20 protein-coding genes and 1 tRNA gene are annotated in these 15602 nt (G+C 62.7%); 6 read left to right on the forward strand and 15 right to left on the reverse strand.

What is annotated here, in order from left to right:
- Window positions 1–18: 18 nt before the first annotated feature.
- From K320_RS0104795 to K320_RS0104815, 4 genes are all read left to right on the forward strand, one after another.
- Entirely contained in the window at window positions 19–711 is a 693-nt protein-coding gene (locus tag K320_RS0104795; protein WP_024537717.1) for a MarC family protein, read from the forward strand.
- A 205-nt stretch (window positions 712–916) separates the two neighbouring features.
- Window positions 917–992: transfer RNA gene (locus K320_RS0104800), tRNA-Thr, on the forward strand.
- 255 nt (window positions 993–1247) lie between these two features.
- Entirely contained in the window at window positions 1248–1403 is a 156-nt protein-coding gene (locus K320_RS18945) for a hypothetical protein (RefSeq protein ID WP_156913824.1), read from the forward strand.
- The gene (locus K320_RS0104815) at window positions 1400–1660 is read left to right on the forward strand and encodes a hypothetical protein (protein WP_024537718.1); all 261 of its coding nucleotides are present in this window, start codon (window positions 1400–1402) and stop codon (window positions 1658–1660) included. The genes K320_RS18945 and K320_RS0104815 overlap by 4 nt, the downstream gene beginning before the upstream one ends.
- 88 nt (window positions 1661–1748) lie before the next feature.
- Here K320_RS0104815 and K320_RS0104820 read toward each other — a convergent pair whose 3' ends face one another.
- From K320_RS0104820 to scpA, 15 genes are all read right to left on the reverse strand, one after another.
- Entirely contained in the window at window positions 1749–2249 is a 501-nt protein-coding gene (locus tag K320_RS0104820) for a hypothetical protein (RefSeq protein WP_211236090.1), read from the reverse strand.
- Entirely contained in the window at window positions 2246–3112 is an 867-nt protein-coding gene (locus K320_RS0104825; RefSeq protein WP_024537720.1) for a ParA family protein, read from the reverse strand. The genes K320_RS0104820 and K320_RS0104825 overlap by 4 nt, the downstream gene beginning before the upstream one ends.
- 295 nt (window positions 3113–3407) lie before the next feature.
- Window positions 3408–3803: a hypothetical protein gene (locus tag K320_RS0104830; protein WP_024537721.1), complete on the reverse strand. Its 396-nt coding sequence runs from the start codon at window positions 3801–3803 to the stop codon at window positions 3408–3410.
- Between the two features lie 110 nt (window positions 3804–3913).
- Window positions 3914–4225 carry a HigA family addiction module antitoxin gene (locus tag K320_RS0104835; RefSeq protein ID WP_024537722.1) on the reverse strand — a complete coding sequence of 104 codons (312 nt, stop codon included), beginning with the start codon at window positions 4223–4225 and terminating at the stop codon, window positions 3914–3916.
- A gap of 10 nt (window positions 4226–4235) precedes the next feature.
- Window positions 4236–4517 carry a BrnA antitoxin family protein gene (locus K320_RS0104840; protein ID WP_024537723.1) on the reverse strand — a complete coding sequence of 94 codons (282 nt, stop codon included), beginning with the start codon at window positions 4515–4517 and terminating at the stop codon, window positions 4236–4238.
- A gap of 30 nt (window positions 4518–4547) precedes the next feature.
- Window positions 4548–4856, reverse strand: a complete 309-nt coding sequence (locus tag K320_RS0104845; RefSeq protein WP_024537724.1) for a HigA family addiction module antitoxin — start codon at window positions 4854–4856, stop codon at window positions 4548–4550.
- Between the two features lie 11 nt (window positions 4857–4867).
- Window positions 4868–5146, reverse strand: coding sequence for a type II toxin-antitoxin system RelE/ParE family toxin (locus K320_RS0104850; protein WP_024537725.1), 279 nt, complete (start codon window positions 5144–5146; stop codon window positions 4868–4870).
- Window positions 5147–5194: 48 nt separating this feature from the next.
- A complete protein-coding gene (locus tag K320_RS0104855) occupies window positions 5195–5773 on the reverse strand; it encodes a tyrosine-type recombinase/integrase (protein ID WP_084301168.1) in 579 nt (192 codons plus the stop codon).
- Complete coding sequence (locus K320_RS18950) at window positions 5680–5949, reverse strand: hypothetical protein (RefSeq protein WP_156913826.1); 270 nt, start codon at window positions 5947–5949, stop codon at window positions 5680–5682. Before K320_RS18950 ends, K320_RS0104855 begins: the two co-directional genes overlap by 94 nt.
- Window positions 5950–6115: 166 nt before the next feature.
- Window positions 6116–6577, reverse strand: a complete 462-nt coding sequence (locus tag K320_RS0104860; RefSeq protein WP_024537727.1) for a VOC family protein — start codon at window positions 6575–6577, stop codon at window positions 6116–6118.
- A gap of 59 nt (window positions 6578–6636) precedes the next feature.
- Window positions 6637–8685 (reverse strand): acetyl-CoA carboxylase biotin carboxylase subunit, encoded by a 2049-nt coding sequence (locus K320_RS0104865; protein ID WP_024537728.1) that lies wholly within the window; start codon window positions 8683–8685, stop codon window positions 6637–6639.
- A 5-nt stretch (window positions 8686–8690) separates the two neighbouring features.
- A complete protein-coding gene (locus K320_RS0104870) occupies window positions 8691–8906 on the reverse strand; it encodes a GDCCVxC domain-containing (seleno)protein (RefSeq protein WP_024537729.1) in 216 nt (71 codons plus the stop codon).
- 7 nt (window positions 8907–8913) lie between these two features.
- Window positions 8914–10446 carry an acyl-CoA carboxylase subunit beta gene (locus tag K320_RS0104875; protein ID WP_024537730.1) on the reverse strand — a complete coding sequence of 511 codons (1533 nt, stop codon included), beginning with the start codon at window positions 10444–10446 and terminating at the stop codon, window positions 8914–8916.
- Window positions 10447–10471: 25 nt separating this feature from the next.
- Window positions 10472–11455 (reverse strand): methylmalonyl Co-A mutase-associated GTPase MeaB, encoded by a 984-nt coding sequence (meaB, locus tag K320_RS0104880; protein WP_051384852.1) that lies wholly within the window; start codon window positions 11453–11455, stop codon window positions 10472–10474.
- Between the two features lie 93 nt (window positions 11456–11548).
- Window positions 11549–13705, reverse strand: coding sequence for a methylmalonyl-CoA mutase (gene scpA / locus K320_RS0104885; RefSeq protein ID WP_024537732.1), 2157 nt, complete (start codon window positions 13703–13705; stop codon window positions 11549–11551).
- Between the two features lie 129 nt (window positions 13706–13834).
- Here scpA and K320_RS0104890 point away from each other — a divergent pair, with 129 nt between their 5' ends.
- Window positions 13835–14470, forward strand: a complete 636-nt coding sequence (locus tag K320_RS0104890) for a GntR family transcriptional regulator (RefSeq protein WP_024537733.1) — start codon at window positions 13835–13837, stop codon at window positions 14468–14470.
- A 96-nt stretch (window positions 14471–14566) separates the two neighbouring features.
- Window positions 14567–15589 (forward strand): tRNA dihydrouridine(20/20a) synthase DusA, encoded by a 1023-nt coding sequence (gene dusA, locus K320_RS0104895; protein ID WP_029695818.1) that lies wholly within the window; start codon window positions 14567–14569, stop codon window positions 15587–15589.
- Window positions 15590–15602 lie beyond the last annotated feature (13 nt).

Below are 15602 nucleotides of genomic sequence, written 5' to 3' on the forward strand. Positions count from 1 at the left end.
TCAGATTGCGCCCGGCTCATGGAATTTTCTCTTTTAACCCTGGCTTCCGCGTTCGGCAAAAGCCTGCTGTTCGCCCTGGCCGGCGTGCTGCCCATCATCAATCCGCTGGCCACCGCACCCATCTTCGTCAGCTGGACCCAGGGCATGAGCATCTCCCAGCGCCACCAGCTGGCCACCACCGTCGGCAAATACGTCGCGATTCTGCTGGCCATCACGATGACCCTGGGCTCGCTGGTGCTGGACCTGTTCGGCATCTCGCTGCCCGTGGTGCGGGTGGCGGGCGGCATCATCGTGGCCTACAACGCCTGGCTGATGCTCAACACCCAGCAGCCCACCCACGACGACACCGCCCAGATGGCGCAAACCCTGACCGAAGACAACGCGCGCCTGAACACCTTCTATCCGCTGTCCTTCCCCATCACCTGCGGCCCCGGCTCACTGGCCGCCGCCATTGCCGTGGGCGCAAGCCTGCGCACGCCGCGCATCACGGAAACCCTGGCCAGCCTCGCCGGCGCACTGGCCGGCATGGTGCTGCTGGGAATGCTGGTGGCCGCCACCTTCCGCTATGCAGGCATCGTCTTGCGCAAACTCGGCGAAGTCGGCCAGCTCGTCTTCCTCCGGATCATGGCCTTCATCCTGCTGTCGGTGGGCGTGCAGATCGTCTGGGACGGCATCCGCGGCCTGATCGCGACCCTTCCCTCCTCCATCTGAGTTTTGCCGAACACGCGGCAAGCCCTCGCACGCCTATATAATGCCGGGCTTGGCCGGAGTAGCTCAGTCGGTAGAGCAGCTCATTCGTAATCAGGACAGCGATGCTTGACGACGGAAGCAGAAGCTAAGCACGGCAAGGCTTTCGGGCCGCCAGCAGTCTGATGGCAAGGTAGTACAGACACGGTTTGAACAAGTTTTGATTTTTGCCGGTGTAGCTCAGTTGGTAGAGCAGCGCATTCGTAATGCGAAGGTCGGGGGTTCGACTCCTCTCTCCGGCACCACTTGATGTAAAAAGGCCACCCCTAACCGGGTGGCCTTTTTGCTTTCCGGCCCTCCTTCAACACGCGGCCTTTTCTCGCGTCAATCATCGAATGCGGGCCGATGTGCGTAGCCCACACGCCGACGCAAATGATGATATTTTTTCTGTTGACGGGCATTCAGACTTCACTCCAGCGCGCTACCTAACGGGGCGTTCGGCGGGGTCGGCCACCTCGTTCGGGCGCTCCACAAACCTTAACTTTTTTGGAGCGAATCAAATGAACATCAACAACCTGATCGAAGCCGTCCACGATGATCTGACCATCATCTTCGAGGAGCTGACCTCATCTCGCGGCGTGCGCGCCGTGGCTGCATGGCAAGCGCTGTGCGAGCCCGATGTTTCCTACGCCCTTGACGACGAGGATCGGCGATGAATAAGCGGCCCAGCTATGAGGCGCGCCACCCGGTGGCCGTCGCGCTCGCGGGCTTGGCTCGCGCCCTGCGCTCTGGTGCGGACATCCTCGACGGACTGGCTGAACAGGCCCGCAGCGTCGGGGTGGAGCCCTGGTCGGCGGACTTCGACGATGCGGCGCGCCTCCTCGGCTACCACTACAGCCGCGCGTGGAACGCCTACGTCTCCCGCGAGGACCTCGCCGTGGCCGAGCGTCACCCGCTCGCCCACATGCACTAGGTTTGATGCCAGCGGCGGAGTCGGTACAGAGGCCGAGGTTGCTCCGCCGTGTTTCGGAGGGGATGCTCGAAAGGCATCCCCTTCTTTTTCATGGCGTTTTCGGTGGCTCGCTTGCTGATTGGGTATCAGAGGGTGGCGTCTCGTCTGCTCCGGTGGCCGACGGCGCGGGCTCATCGGCGGGCTTGCGGAAGGCGTTTCCCTTGTGCGCCCGCGCGATTGACATCTCCACGATCCTGTCGATCACGCGCTCCGGCGTATTCCACTTCATCACAAGCCGACCGGGGTCCATCCCGTATTCGGCGACGATGTCACGCAGTTGTTCCAGGGATAGCTTTTCCAGTGCGATCCGTAGGGCGGGTTCGCCGTCTCGCACGACCTGAACAGGATCGAGCGCCGCAGGGGCACGCCGATTCTTCCCTCGCTTCGCCTCGCCGTCCTCGACATGGCCGATGGCTTCCGCCTTGGATGGTTTACGCTTGCTTGGCGTCGAGCCTATGGCGTCGTTCAGCGCAGCCTCGAAATCGGGGTTGCGCTCCGCCTCTTCGATCACCACCCGCATCAGGCGGTTGAGTGTGTTCCGTAGGCTCACAATTCGCCCTCCAAGTCGTCCCAAATCTCTTTCGCCAGCTCGATGTATGTCGAGGTGAGCCCGTTGGGATCGGAGCCGTACTTCTGCCGCAGCGTCCTTTTGTGCGCCGTGTGCTCCGCTGCCGCCGACGCCGTGTTGGTCTGCTTGACCTTCGTGGCGTACACGTCGGGGAAGTTCGCGTCGGTCTGAAGCTGCCTCAGCACGGTGTTGTGCACCGTCGAGTTGGCTTGGTACTTCGTGATGACGATGCCCAGAGGGTCGATGTTCTCGCCAATGGCCTGCGCGAACTCACCCACGCGGGTCACGATCTGCGGGATACCGTAGGTCGAGAGGTGGTCGGGGATAGTGGGGATGATGTAGGCGTCCGAGAGGCGCAGGCCGTTCAGGGTAACGATGCCCAAGTTCGGCGGGCAGTCGATGATGACGATGTCGTAGTCGTCCAGCTTCGACTTGACCGCTCGCCAGAGGAGTTCCACGGGATTCACGGCGTAGAACTTCCCCGATGGCGCAGACGCGAGCTGGTCCTGCACGTCGATCAGGTCAAGGCTCGACGGCAGCAGGTCGATGGTCCTGGCCTCCTGAACGTCACCCACCCGCTTCTGGAGCGTGGCGTTGAGGTCGAACTTCTTCACGTCGGGATTCATGGCGTCCTTGAACAACTGAGCCAGTGTGTGCCCCTGGTTGTTCAGATCAAGCCACTTGTCCTCCCCGAGCAGCATGATCGTCGCGTTGGTCTGCGGGTCCAGGTCGATGACCAGGACCTTCTTTCGCATCTCCGCCGAAAAGACCTCGGCCAGCGCCACAGACGTGGTCGTCTTCGCGACACCACCCTTCAAATTGATCGTCGAAATCACATGAGCCATTGGAGTATTCCTTTTATTCCTCTTTAGCCAAGACCGAATCTGCGAGCGCCGGAATATCGGCCCGGAGGCTAGCTCCGTAACCGGGCTAGGGAAGTCAGCCGCCCGCACGCGCCAATTGGCGACTGCTTGACGGGACACCCCGGCCATCTCGGCAATCTCACCTATCCCCACAAGTTCATCGCTCTGTTGAGTCATACCCACCTTTCTGTGAACATCATTCACAGACCCAGTGTACAACGTACACAGACCAAGTCAAGGGAGGCTCCCAACGGGTTGGAACCGCGACCTAATGACCTCACACCCAACCACAGGAGCGTGAGATGAACCTGCAACACGGTTTTCTGCACCAGTACTCAACCACTTTGCTGCCCGTATCACGGTCGAAGTCCCAGAGTTGGAGGGCGGTGAATGGGAACGGCAGGATGGGCGCAACGTTTTCCAAGGAAGGGAACACGGCCGCCTTGCCCCACAACTCTCCGTCGCTGCGCTGTAGGCGGCGCGGATTCATGCCAGTGATGGCCTGTTGTTCAGCATGCGTGAGATTCCAGATTGCATCCGGCAACCGCAGCCATAGACCGTCGGCGCGGAACACGTATGCGAACGCATCGTAATCGAATACCAATTCCCCAGCGTTGTTTCTATCAATGCTGCAAAGGTCGGCCAAGTCGGCAGCCAAATAGGTCTTGGTCATTCGTGCATCCCTCCCGGATGCTGCTCCCTCAATAGGAGCCCCAGCAGGCCAGCGGGAGGCACTGGCTTTTCAGCAGGATTGCGGCCCTGCCTAGCTGGGGCGTAACGGTGTCAGGCGTAGGCGGGCGCTGCCTTGACGTGCATCGGGTGCTCCTTCAATCGCTGCTGCACCTGCCACATGTCGTAGGCAGTCTGTTGCGCCAGCCAGGCGCGGGCGTCGCCCCCGCGTTCAACACCCAGCCACGCTTGCAGGCGCAGCGCCATTTCTGGCGAGATAGCGGCAAGGCCATTGAGCATGCGCGATAGGGTGACGCGCGCCACGTCCAATTGCTGCGCGACCTCGGTCACGGACAAGCCCAGCGCGGGCAGTACGTCGTCACGCAGCGCCAGGCCGGGATGCGGAGGATTGAACATTGCCTTCATGTTTGCACCTTCAGGCGTGGCGATGCACCCACTTGCGCAGCACGTCATTGGCGCGGGTCTGCCAGCCGGGGCCGGTGGCGCGCAGGCGCTCCACGATGTCAACATCAAGGCGCATCGTTACCTGTGTTTTGCTGCCACTGCCCAGCGGGCGGCCGCGTTTGACGAAGGGCTTGACGGCTTCCCATTCGGCATCGGTGAACGGCAGTGCATCGGGGTCTGCCATGGCGGCGGCGGTGATGGCGGCATCTTCTTCTGGCGTGGGCAGGATGATGCCGGGTTTGAGTTTTGGCATAGCGGTTCACCTCGCGATGGTTGGCTTTCCTCAAGCGGGGGCGGGTGCGCCACCGTGCTTGGTGATGCGCTCCAGTACATCGGCCATCGTTTCGCGGGCGTGCTCGGTGTCGTAGTGGTCTTGCAGGTTCAGCCAGCTTTGGGCGTCCGTGCCAAAGTAAGCGCCAAGCCGCAGCGCGGTATCCACGGTGATTCCGCGCAAGCCCTTGACGATTTCATTGATGCGGCGCGGCGGTACATCAATGGCTTTGGCTAAGGCGTACTGGCTCAGGCCCAGCGGTTTAAGCCAATCTTCCAGCAGGATGATGCCGGGGTGAACCAGGGGGATTTCGCGTGCCATCGTTTTTCCTCTCAGTGGTAATCCACTATCTCAACGCTTTGCGCGTGCCCATCACGCCAGACAAAGCACACGCGCCACTGTCCATTGATGCGGATGCTGTGCTGGCCTTGGCGGTCGCCTGTCAGGGCCTCCAGGCGGTTGCCGGGTGGTACGCGCAAAAACTCCAAAGCGGTAGCGGCATGCAACTGTTGCAGCTTGCGCAGGGCAACGGTTTCAAAGTTGACGAACCGGGCCACGCGCTTGCCGTTGAACAGTGACTCGGTGTCACTACAGCGAAAGTCTTGAATCATGGTGAATATTAACGATGTGCGTTATTAACGTCAATCACCATTGGCGGGCTACACCACGGCGCGCAGCTTGCCCGGCTCCACGCTGGCATCAAACGGCACCCCGGCAAGATTCAGAAAATGCCGCTCGATAGCTTCTGCGTGCGGGCGCAGCTCATCCAGGCTCAGGATGGCGTAACCCTCGGCTGTCGCGCTCGGTGCGTGCCCGGCTATCTGTGCTGGCGCGCCAGCCGGAACAACCTTGCGGGCTTGCTGGATGAAGGTGCGGCGCAGGCCGTGAATCGTGACGTGCGCAACCCCGGCATGTTGCAGCGCCTGTGCCATCGCATTGCGGGCGTCAACGATGTGCCCAGCCTTGCCACTGCTGGCAAAAACAAATTCATTCACCCTGGGCAGCGTCGCCAGCAATTGCGCCAGATAGGGGTATAGCGGGATGGTGCGGCTCGCCTTCACCTTGTCGGCAAGGGTCAGCTTGCGCCATTGAAAATCGACGTGCTCCCAGCGCAGCGCGGCAATTTCCTCGCGCCTTGCACCAGTCAGCAGCAGCGCGCGCAGATAGGCGTCACGCGCACGGCCAATGCTGGCGCTTCTGTGTCCCAGAGAAAGGCTTGTGCCTTGCCCGGCGGACAGGTGAAGGCGTCAACCCTTCCGGCAGTCAGGCGGGCGCGGCTTGGTGTGGTGGGCATGGTGTCTGTAGGCAGGTTGTAGGCAACTTGTAGGCAATCTGTAGGCAAATTTGCCTGAAATTGCCGAATCTCAATCAACACTGAAAAGCAAGGTAACTTCTCTAAGTTGTTGATTTTCATTGATTATACCTACACCAATCAACGTAAGCAAACACCCCTATCCTCTCATTCGTAATGAGAAGGTAGTGGGTTCGATTCCTCTCTCCGGCATCAGCGCAGAAGACAAAAGCCCGCTACATGAAAATGAGCGGGCTTTGCTTTGGCTGGCTTGCAACCCAGCCGCGCCTTACCCCAAGGCAGCAATCACCTCGGGCGGCGCCTGAACCAGCTCCAGCAGCACACCCTCTCCGCTGAGCGGAAATTGCTCGTTGCCCTTGGGGTGGATGAAGCACACGTCGTAGCCTGCGGCGCCCTTGCGGATGCCGCCGGGCGTGAAGCGCATGCCTTGTTCGGTCAGCCACTGGACGGCGCTTGGCAGGTCATCGATCCAAAGACCGATGTGATTGAGCGGCGGTATGTGGACCGCCGGTTTCTTTGCCGGGTCAAGCGGCTGCATCAGGTCGATTTCCACTTTGGTCGCGCCGCGACCCATCGCGAGGATGTCCTCATCGACGTTTTCGCGTTCGCTGGCAAAGCTGCCGGTGGGCGTGAGGCCCAGGGTATCCACCCACAGACGGCGCAGCGCCGCCTTGTCGGTACCGCCGATGGCGACCTGCTGGATGCTGAGCACCTTGAAGGGGCGTGCCATGAATTCACTCCTCAAAATATAGCTTGCAGCGCTTGACTGGAAAGCGCTTCAACCCTGTTTCATTCAAATTCCACAATCGGCTGGTCAACTGCCAGGCTCTCGCCCTGGGCTGCCTTGATCTCCTTGACCACGCCATCGGCGCTGGCAAAGAGCACGTTCTCCATCTTCATCGCCTCGATCACCGCCACGCGCTCGCCCGCCTGCACCTTCTGGCCGGGCTTGACGGCCACGTTCACCAAGAGACCCGGCATGGGCGAAAGCACGAACTTGCTCATGTCCGGCGGCGCCTTGTAGGGCATGAGCGCGAAGAGCTGGGCGCGCAGCGGCGTGAGGACCAGCGCATCGATCTGCGTGCCATTGTGGCGAATGCGCAGGGCAAGCGGATTGTTCGGAAGACCATGCTCGATCTGCGCGGTGAAGCCCTTGCCGTTGCACGCGCCCTGTACGCAGATGCTGCCCAGATGCGCGCTGCTGCTGATTTTGTAGCTCTTGCCGTTGATGTTGACCGCGCTGGAGCCCGATTGAGCCACATAGTCGGTCACGCTCACCTGGTGCGGCACATGCCGGCCTTCGCTGCCCAGCACGATGACGGTGAATTCCTCGCCCACCGTGATCTCGTGGCCCACCATCTGCCCGCTGATGCCGCAGGCGCGCGCGCGGTAGCGGCGGTGCATGTAGGCCGCGAGCGCGACGAGAAAATCCGGGTCTTCGTGCGGCACGTCTTCGGCGTGAAAGCCGTGCGGGTAGTGCGCGGCGATGAAGCCGGTGTTGAAGTTGCCGCTCTGCACATCCGGGTGCCCGAGCAGCGCGGACTGGAACGGGATGTTGCTCTGCACGCCACGGATCACGAAGGCATTGAGCGCGGCGCGCATCTTGGCAATCGCATCCTGGCGGTCCTGCCCGTGCACGATGAGCTTGGCGATCATCGAGTCGTAGTACATCGGGATTTCGCCGCCCTCGTACACGCCGGTATCCACGCGCACGCCGTAGCGCTGGCTCATGTCGGCCTGGAACATCGTCTGCTCGGGCGGCTCGAAGCGCACCAGCCGCCCGGTGGACGGCAGGAAGTTGCGGAACGGGTCCTCGGCGTTGATGCGGCACTCGATCGCCCAGCCCTCGCGCTTGACATCGGCCTGCGTGAGCGGCAGCTTCTCGCCCGCGGCCACGCGGATCATCAGCTCCACCAGATCGAGCCCAGTGATGCTTTCCGTCACCGGGTGCTCCACCTGCAGGCGGGTGTTCATTTCCAGGAAGTAAAAGTCCTGATCCTTGCCGACGACGAACTCCACCGTGCCCGCGCTCTGGTATTGCACCGCCTTGGCCAGCAGCACCGCCTGCGCGCCCATCGCCTTGCGCGTGGCGTCCGAGATGAAGGGCGAAGGCGCTTCTTCCAGCACCTTCTGGTGGCGGCGCTGGATCGAGCATTCGCGCTCGTTCAGATAAACGACGTTGCCGAAGCCGTCGCCCATGATCTGGATCTCGATGTGGCGCGGCTGCTCGACGAATTTCTCGATGAACACCCGGTCGTCGCCAAACGCGGCGAGCGCCTCGTGCTTGCACGAGGCAAAGCCTTCGAACGCCTCCTTGTCGTTGTACGCCACGCGCAGGCCCTTGCCGCCGCCGCCGGCGCTGGCCTTGATCATCACCGGGTAGCCCACGTCCTTGGCAATCTCCACCGCGTGCTCGGGCGAATCGATGGCCTCGTTCCAGCCGGGGATGCAGTTCACGCCCGCTTCCTTGGCGAGCTTCTTGGACGCGATCTTGTCGCCCATGGTTGCGATCGCGTGGTGCCTGGGGCCGATGAAGGCCATGCCCTCTTCTTCCACGCGGCGCGCGAAGCCTTCGTTCTCGCTCAAAAAGCCGTAGCCGGGGTGGATGGCCTGCGCGCCGGTCTGTTTGGCGGCGGCAATGATCTTGTCGGCCTGCAGATAAGACTCACGCGAGGGCGCGGGGCCGATGTTCACCGCCTCATCGGCGAGCTTGACGTGGCGCGCGCTGGCGTCGGCATCGGAATACACCGCGACGGTGGCGATGCCCATTTTTTTCGCCGTAGCAATGACGCGGCAGGCGATCTCCCCACGATTGGCAATCAGTATCTTGGTAAACATTTGGCTTATTCCTTCGAGCAGCAGCTCTTTTCTTCCTGCTTGGGCGGACATTGCATGTCGCCATACGAACAAAACACACAGCAGTCGCCCGGCTGGGGGGTCAGCACCACATGGCACGCCGGGCACTCGTAGAACCACAGGCAGGCATCCAGGGGCATGTCCGCCTTGCTCTGGTGACCGCACTTGGGGCAGGTCACCGTGGCCTGGGTTGCTGCCTGCATTGCTTTCTCACAGCGGCATGTTGCCGTGCTTGCGCCACGGGTTTTCCAGCTTCTTGCTCTGCAGCATGCCGAGCGACCGGCAGATGCGTTTTCGCGTCTCGTGCGGCTGGATCACGTCGTCGATGAAGCCACGCGCGCCCGCCACGAAGGGGTTGGCAAAGCGCTGCTTGTATTCCGCCTCGCGCGCCGCGAGCTTGGCCGGGTCGTTCTTGTCCTGGCGGAAGATGATCTCCACCGCGCCCTTGGCGCCCATCACCGCGATCTCGGCGTTGGGCCAGGCAAGATTCACGTCGCCGCGCAGGTGCTTGGAACTCATCACGTCATACGCTCCGCCATAGGCCTTGCGCGTGATCACCGTCACCTTGGGCACGGTGCATTCGGCGTAGGCAAACAGCAGTTTGGCACCGTGCTTGATGATGCCGCCGTATTCCTGCGAGGTGCCGGGCATGAAGCCGGGCACATCGACAAACGTGATGATGGGAATGTTGAACGCATCGCAAAAGCGCACGAAGCGCGCGGCCTTGATGCTGCTCTTGATATCCAGGCACCCGGCCAGGACGAGGGGCTGGTTGGCGACGATGCCCACGGGCTGGCCGTCCATGCGGCCGAAGCCGATGATGATGTTCTTGGCGTATTCGGGCTGCAGCTCGAAGAAGTCGCCGTCGTCCACCGTTTTTGCGATCAGCTCCTTCATGTCGTAGGGCTGGTTGGGGTTGGCGGGCACCAGGGTATCGAGGCTCAGATCGGCGCGGTCGATCGGGTCGCGGCTGGGGCGCACCGGGGGCTTCTCACGGTTGTTGAGCGGCAGGTAGTTGTACAGCCGGCGCAGCATCAACAGCGCCTCGACGTCGTTCTCGAACGCCATGTCGGCCACGCCGCTCCTCGTGGTGTGGGTGATGGCGCCGCCGAGTTCCTCGGAGGTGACCTCCTCGTGCGTGACGGTCTTCACCACCTCGGGGCCGGTGACGAACATGTAGCTGGAGTCCTTCACCATGAAGATGAAGTCGGTCATCGCGGGCGAGTACACCGCACCGCCGGCGCAGGGGCCCATGATCATGCTGATCTGCGGCACCACGCCGCTGGCGAGCACGTTGCGCTGGAACACCTCGGCGTAGCCGCCCAGGCTGGCCACGCCTTCCTGGATGCGCGCGCCGCCCGAGTCGTTGAGGCCGATCACCGGCGCGCCGACCTTGATTGCCTGATCCATGACCTTGCAGATTTTCTCGGCGTGGGCCTCGGAGAGTGCGCCGCCGAAGACGGTGAAGTCCTGGCTGAAGACGAAAACCAGGCGCCCGTTGATCATGCCGTAGCCCGTCACAACGCCATCGCCCGGAATCTTGTTCTCGGCCATGCCGAAGTCGGCGCAACGGTGCTCGACGAACATGTCCCATTCTTCAAACGTGCCTTCGTCGAGCAGCAGCTCGATGCGCTCACGCGCGGTGAGCTTGCCCTTGGCGTGCTGCGCATCGATGCGCTTTTGCCCGCCGCCCAAGCGCGCGAGTTCGCGCTTTTGCTCCAGTTGTTCCAGGATGGTCTGCATGCTTGGATCCTTGATTGATGTCTTGTTAATTGATAGCTGCCAGCGCCTGCCCTGCCTGCGCTGAGAGCAGATTACGTGCTGCGGTGCTGGCGGCAATGCGCCCCGCCACCACATCCTGCTGCATCTGCGGCAGCAGTTCTTGCACCTTGGGGTGCTGGCGAAAGGCGGTGCGCAGCCCGGCATCGATGCGCTCCCACATCCACGCCAGCGCCTGCTGTTCGCGGCGCGCAGCCAGCGCGCCATTGGCGGTCTGCAGACGGCGAAATTCGCTCACCGCCGCCCAGAAATCCTGCACGCCCTCGCCCTTCAAGGCGCTGATCGTGACGACCCTGGGGTGCCAGCGTTGCGGGTCGTTCATCGCGTACGCGGGGTTGCCCTGCATGGCCATCAGGCGCAGGCTGGAAGTGATCTGCGTGCGCGTGCGGATCGCTGCCCTGGGGTCGATGTCGGCCTTGTTCACCACCACCAGATCGGCAAGTTCCATCACGCCCTTCTTGATCGCCTGCAGGTCGTCCCCCGCGTTGGGCAGTTGCAGCACGCAGAACATGTCCGTCATGCCGTGCACCGCCGTCTCGCTCTGGCCCACACCGACGGTCTCGACGATCACCGCGTCGTAGCCCGCCGCTTCGCAGACCAGCATGGCCTCGCGCGTTTTCTCGGCCACGCCGCCCAGCGTGCCGCTGCTGGGGCTGGGGCGGATGTAGGCGTTCTCTTCCACGCAGAGCTGCTGCATGCGCGTCTTGTCGCCCAGGATGGAACCGCCCGAGACGGTGGACGATGGGTCGATCGCCAGCACCGCCACTTTCAGGCCTTGCGCTATCAGATACAGCCCGAGCGCCTCAATGAAGGTGGACTTGCCCACGCCCGGCACACCGCTGATCCCCAGGCGCAGCGCCTTGCCGGTGTGCGGCAACAGCTCGGTCAGCATCGCATCCGCCTGCGCGCGGTGATCGGCGCGCGTGGATTCGAGCAGCGTGATCGCCTTGGCCATGGCGCGGCGGCGCGGCATGGGCGCGCCGTGCAGCAGGGGTTCAAGCAGCGGGTGTGCCAAGGGTGTCGGTCCAGTCTGTGGTGCCGCAGGGTTGTGTCGCAGGCTACCGCTTCAGGCCAGCGCCGCCTTGATCTTTTCCAGCACATCCTTGGCGCAAGCCGGAATCGGCGTACCCGGCCCGTAGATGCCCTTGGCTCCGGCCTGGTAAAGAAAGTCGTAGTCCTGGCGCGGCACCACGCCGCCGACAAAGACGACGATGTCATCCGCCCCCTGCTTCTTCAATTCATTGATGATCGCGGGCACCAGCGTCTTGTGGCCCGCAGCGAGCGTGGAAACACCGATCGCGTGCACGTCGTTCTCGATCGCCTGGCGCGCGCATTCCTCGGGGGTCTGAAACAGGCTGCCGATGTCCACGTCAAAGCCCAGATCGGCAAAGGCCGTGGCCACCACCTTGGCACCGCGGTCGTGGCCGTCCTGGCCGAGCTTGGCGACCATCACGCGCGGGCGGCGGCCCTGCTCCTGGGCGAACTGGTCGATCTCGGCCTTGATGGCGTTCCAGCTTTCGGGCGAATCGTAGGCGGCTGCATACACACCGGTCACCTTTTGCGTATCGGCGTGGTGGCGCCCGAAGATTTTTTCCAGCGCATCGCTCACCTCGCCTACCGTGGCGCGCAGGCGAATGGCCTGGATAGCCAGATCCAGCAGATTGCCTTCGCCGGTTTTTGCTGCGTTTGTGAGAGCTTCCAGCGCTTGCCCCACAAGGGTTTGATCGCGCTTTCGCTTCAAATCATTCAGGCGCGCAATCTGGCTGTCGCGTACCTTGACGTTGTCCACTTCGAGAATGTCTACCGTGTCTTCGTGATCGAGCTTGTACTTGTTCACGCCAACGATCACCTCCTTGCCCGAATCGATCAGCGCCTGCTTCTCGGCCGCCGCCGCCTCGATCTTGAGCTTGGCCCAGCCGCTGTCCACCGCGGCCGTCATGCCGCCCATTGCCTCGACCTCCTCGATGATCTTCCACGCAGCATCCGCCATGTCCTGCGTGAGCTTCTCCATCAGGTAGGAACCGGCCCAGGGGTCGATCACGTTGGTGATGTGCGTCTCTTCCTGAATGATGAGCTGGGTGTTGCGCGCGATGCGCGAGCTGAACTCCGTCGGCAGCGCAATGGCTTCGTCGAATGAATTGGTGTGCAGGCTCTGCGTGCCGCCAAACACCGCCGCCATCGCTTCTATCGTGGTGCGCACGATGTTGTTGTACGGGTCCTGCTCGGTCAGGCTCCAGCCGCTGGTCTGGCAGTGCGTGCGCAGCATCAGGCTCTTGGGCTTTTTCGCCTCAAACCCCTTCATGATGCGGCACCACAGCAGGCGCGCCGCGCGCATCTTGGCGATCTCCAGGTAAAAGTTCATGCCGATGGCCCAGAAGAAGCTCAGCCGCCCGGCGAACTCGTCCACATCCATGCCCTTGGCGATCGCCGTCTTCACGTACTCCTTGCCATCGGCGAGCGTGAAGGCCAATTCGAGCGCCTGGTTCGCCCCCGCCTCCTGCATGTGGTAGCCGCTGATCGAAATCGAGTTGAACTTCGGCATGTGTTTAGCCGTGTACTCGATGATGTCGCCGACGATGCGCATGCTCGGCTGGGGCGGGTAGATATAGGTGTTGCGCACCATGAACTCTTTGAGGATGTCGTTCTGTATCGTCCCCGAGAGCTTGTCTTGCGCCACGCCCTGCTCTTCCGCCGCCACCACATAGCCCGCCAGCACCGGCAGCACCGCGCCGTTCATGGTCATCGACACACTCACCTTGTCCAGCGGAATGCCGTCGAACAGCACCTTCATGTCTTCCACGCTGTCAATCGCCACGCCCGCCTTGCCCACGTCGCCGGTCACGCGCGGGTGATCTGAGTCATAGCCGCGGTGGGTGGCCAGGTCGAATGCGACGGAAACGCCCTGCCCGCCGGCGGCGAGCGCCTTGCGGTAGAAGGCATTCGATTCCTCCGCCGTTGAAAACCCCGCGTACTGGCGGATCGTCCAGGGGCGGCCCGCGTACATCGTCGCCTGCGGCCCGCGCAGATAAGGTTCGAAGCCCGGCAGCGTGTTGGCGTAAGGCAGCCCCGCCGTATCGGCCGCCGTGTACAGGGGCTTGACGGTGATGCCATCCGCGGTCTTCCAGTTCAACTGCGACAGATCGCCCCCAGGGGCTGATTTGCCGGCCGCCCGGGTCCACGCAGCAAGGTCCGAGGATTGAAATGCAGGATGAGAATCGCTCATGGTGCGCTCGTTTTATCAAGGAGGAAGATGCCGGGCCGCAGGGTCTCCTGCAGCGCACGGCCATCGATGGAGGAAGTTTACCGTATTTGTAATTATTAATTTTTAATTTTTTTGGGTTACAGTCCCGCCATGTCTTCCGCCACCCTGGCTCCGCGCGCCCTCTATGAAGAAGTGGCCGAACAATTGCGCCAGCGCATTTTCCAGCGCGAACTCGTGCCCGGCAGCTGGATCGACGAGCTGAAGATCGCCGAAGAATTCGGCATCAGCCGCACGCCGCTGCGCGAGGCACTGAAAGTGCTCGCCACCGAAGGCCTGGTGACCATGAAGCTGCGGCGCGGCGCCTACGTGACGGAGACCTCCGACAAGGATTTGCGCGACGTCTACCACCTGCTCTCGCTGCTGGAAGCCGACGCGGCCGCAGCCGTCGCCGCCACCGCCGGCGCGGCAGAAATTGCCGGCCTGCAGGCGCTGCACGACGAACTTGAACGCGCTGCTGGCGACCACGAACGCTTTTTTGCCATCAACGAGCGCTTTCACCTGCAGCTGCTGCGGATGGCGGACAACCGCTGGCGCGAGCAGATGGTGAACGACCTGCGCAAGGTCATGAAGCTCAACCGCCACAACTCACTGTTCAAGCGCGGACGCATCGACGAATCGCTGGCGGAACACCGCTCCATCATGGCCGCGCTGCAGGCCCACGCGCCTGACGCCGCGGCAAAGGCCATGCACGCTCACTTTGCCAATGGGTTGAATGCCGCCGCATGATGCTTTCTTATTGATAGCTTGCAGCGCTTGTCACATAAGCGCCAAAGCCATAAATAGCTAGAATATCCGCCGTTTCCCAATCTCCACGCCTTGCCCGTGCCATCCATCACCGACCCAAGCCCAACCAGCCCCTGGCGCCTGAGCGTGGCCCCGATGATGGATTGGACCGACAGGCATTGCCGCTACTTCCATCGCCTGCTCTCGCGCCACGCGCTGCTGTACACCGAAATGGTGACCACCGGCGCACTGCTGCACGGCGATGTGGCGCGCCATCTGCGTTTTGACGCGGCCGAACACCCCGTGGCGCTGCAACTGGGCGGCAGCGAACCGGCCGATCTGGCCCGGGCCGCCCGCATGGGCGAGGACTGGGGCTACGACGAAATCAACCTCAATTGCGGCTGCCCGAGCGAGCGGGTGCAGCGCGGCGCCTTCGGCGCCTGCCTGATGCGCGAACCAGGTCTCGTGGCCGATTGCGTCAAGGCCATGGTGGATACCGTCCACATCCCCGTCACCGTGAAGCACCGCATCGGACTGGACCAGGACGAGGACTACGGCTTCGTGCGCGACTTCGTCGGCACCGTGGCCGATGCCGGCAGCACGGTCTTCATCGTGCACGCCCGCAATGCCTGGCTCAAGGGTCTGAGTCCGAAGGAAAACCGCGAGATCCCGCCGCTGCGTTACGACATCGCGCGGCAACTCAAGCGCGACTTCCCGCACCTGACCATCGTGGCCAACGGCGGACTGCGCGACAGCAGCGCACTGCGCGCCCAGCTGCAAGGGCTCGATGGTGCCATGGCGGGCCGGGAGGCCTACCACAACCCGTGGTGGCTGGCGGGCTGGGACGCCGAGTTCTTTGGCACCGCACCATCAGCCGCCAGCCGCGAAACCATCGAACAGGCGATGGTCGACTACATGGAGCGCGAAGCACGCGAGCACGCAACGCCCTGGCCGTCCATCGCCCGGCACATGCTGGGCCTGTACAACGGCCTGCCAGGGGCGCGCCACTGGCGCCAGAAATGGAGCGACCACCGGCTCAAGCATCTTTCCGCCAGCGAAGTCGCGGCCCTGGCCAGCAGCGCCTTTCGCCCTCGGACGGCTGAAACTCTGACTGCGGCGTGATGAATTCCGGCAT

Source organism: Comamonas badia DSM 17552, from assembly GCF_000484635.1.
Taxonomy (GTDB): Bacteria; Pseudomonadota; Gammaproteobacteria; order Burkholderiales; family Burkholderiaceae_C; genus Comamonas_C; species Comamonas_C badia.

Bases quoted from the DNA above. Each gene is read 5' to 3' on its own strand.
- scpA (WP_024537732.1), bottom strand. From the start codon at position 13,705: ATGAGCGATTCTCATCCTGCATTTCAATCCTCGGACCTTGCTGCGTGG.
- K320_RS0104850 (WP_024537725.1), bottom strand. From the start codon at position 5,146: ATGATTCAAGACTTTCGCTGTAGTGACACCGAGTCACTGTTCAACGGC.
- K320_RS0104795 (WP_024537717.1), top strand. From the start codon at position 19: ATGGAATTTTCTCTTTTAACCCTGGCTTCCGCGTTCGGCAAAAGCCTG.
- K320_RS0104865 (WP_024537728.1), bottom strand. From the start codon at position 8,685: ATGTTTACCAAGATACTGATTGCCAATCGTGGGGAGATCGCCTGCCGC.
- K320_RS18950 (WP_156913826.1), bottom strand. From the start codon at position 5,949: ATGAAAATCAACAACTTAGAGAAGTTACCTTGCTTTTCAGTGTTGATT.
- K320_RS0104815 (WP_024537718.1), top strand. From the start codon at position 1,400: ATGAATAAGCGGCCCAGCTATGAGGCGCGCCACCCGGTGGCCGTCGCG.
- meaB (WP_051384852.1), bottom strand. From the start codon at position 11,455: ATGCCGCGCCGCCGCGCCATGGCCAAGGCGATCACGCTGCTCGAATCC.
- K320_RS0104825 (WP_024537720.1), bottom strand. From the start codon at position 3,112: ATGGCTCATGTGATTTCGACGATCAATTTGAAGGGTGGTGTCGCGAAG.
- K320_RS0104830 (WP_024537721.1), bottom strand. From the start codon at position 3,803: ATGACCAAGACCTATTTGGCTGCCGACTTGGCCGACCTTTGCAGCATT.
- K320_RS0104890 (WP_024537733.1), top strand. From the start codon at position 13,835: ATGTCTTCCGCCACCCTGGCTCCGCGCGCCCTCTATGAAGAAGTGGCC.
- K320_RS0104875 (WP_024537730.1), bottom strand. From the start codon at position 10,446: ATGCAGACCATCCTGGAACAACTGGAGCAAAAGCGCGAACTCGCGCGC.
- K320_RS0104835 (WP_024537722.1), bottom strand. From the start codon at position 4,225: ATGAAGGCAATGTTCAATCCTCCGCATCCCGGCCTGGCGCTGCGTGAC.
- K320_RS0104845 (WP_024537724.1), bottom strand. From the start codon at position 4,856: ATGGCACGCGAAATCCCCCTGGTTCACCCCGGCATCATCCTGCTGGAA.
- K320_RS0104840 (WP_024537723.1), bottom strand. From the start codon at position 4,517: ATGCCAAAACTCAAACCCGGCATCATCCTGCCCACGCCAGAAGAAGAT.
- K320_RS18945 (WP_156913824.1), top strand. From the start codon at position 1,248: ATGAACATCAACAACCTGATCGAAGCCGTCCACGATGATCTGACCATC.
- K320_RS0104870 (WP_024537729.1), bottom strand. From the start codon at position 8,906: ATGCAGGCAGCAACCCAGGCCACGGTGACCTGCCCCAAGTGCGGTCAC.
- K320_RS0104860 (WP_024537727.1), bottom strand. From the start codon at position 6,577: ATGGCACGCCCCTTCAAGGTGCTCAGCATCCAGCAGGTCGCCATCGGC.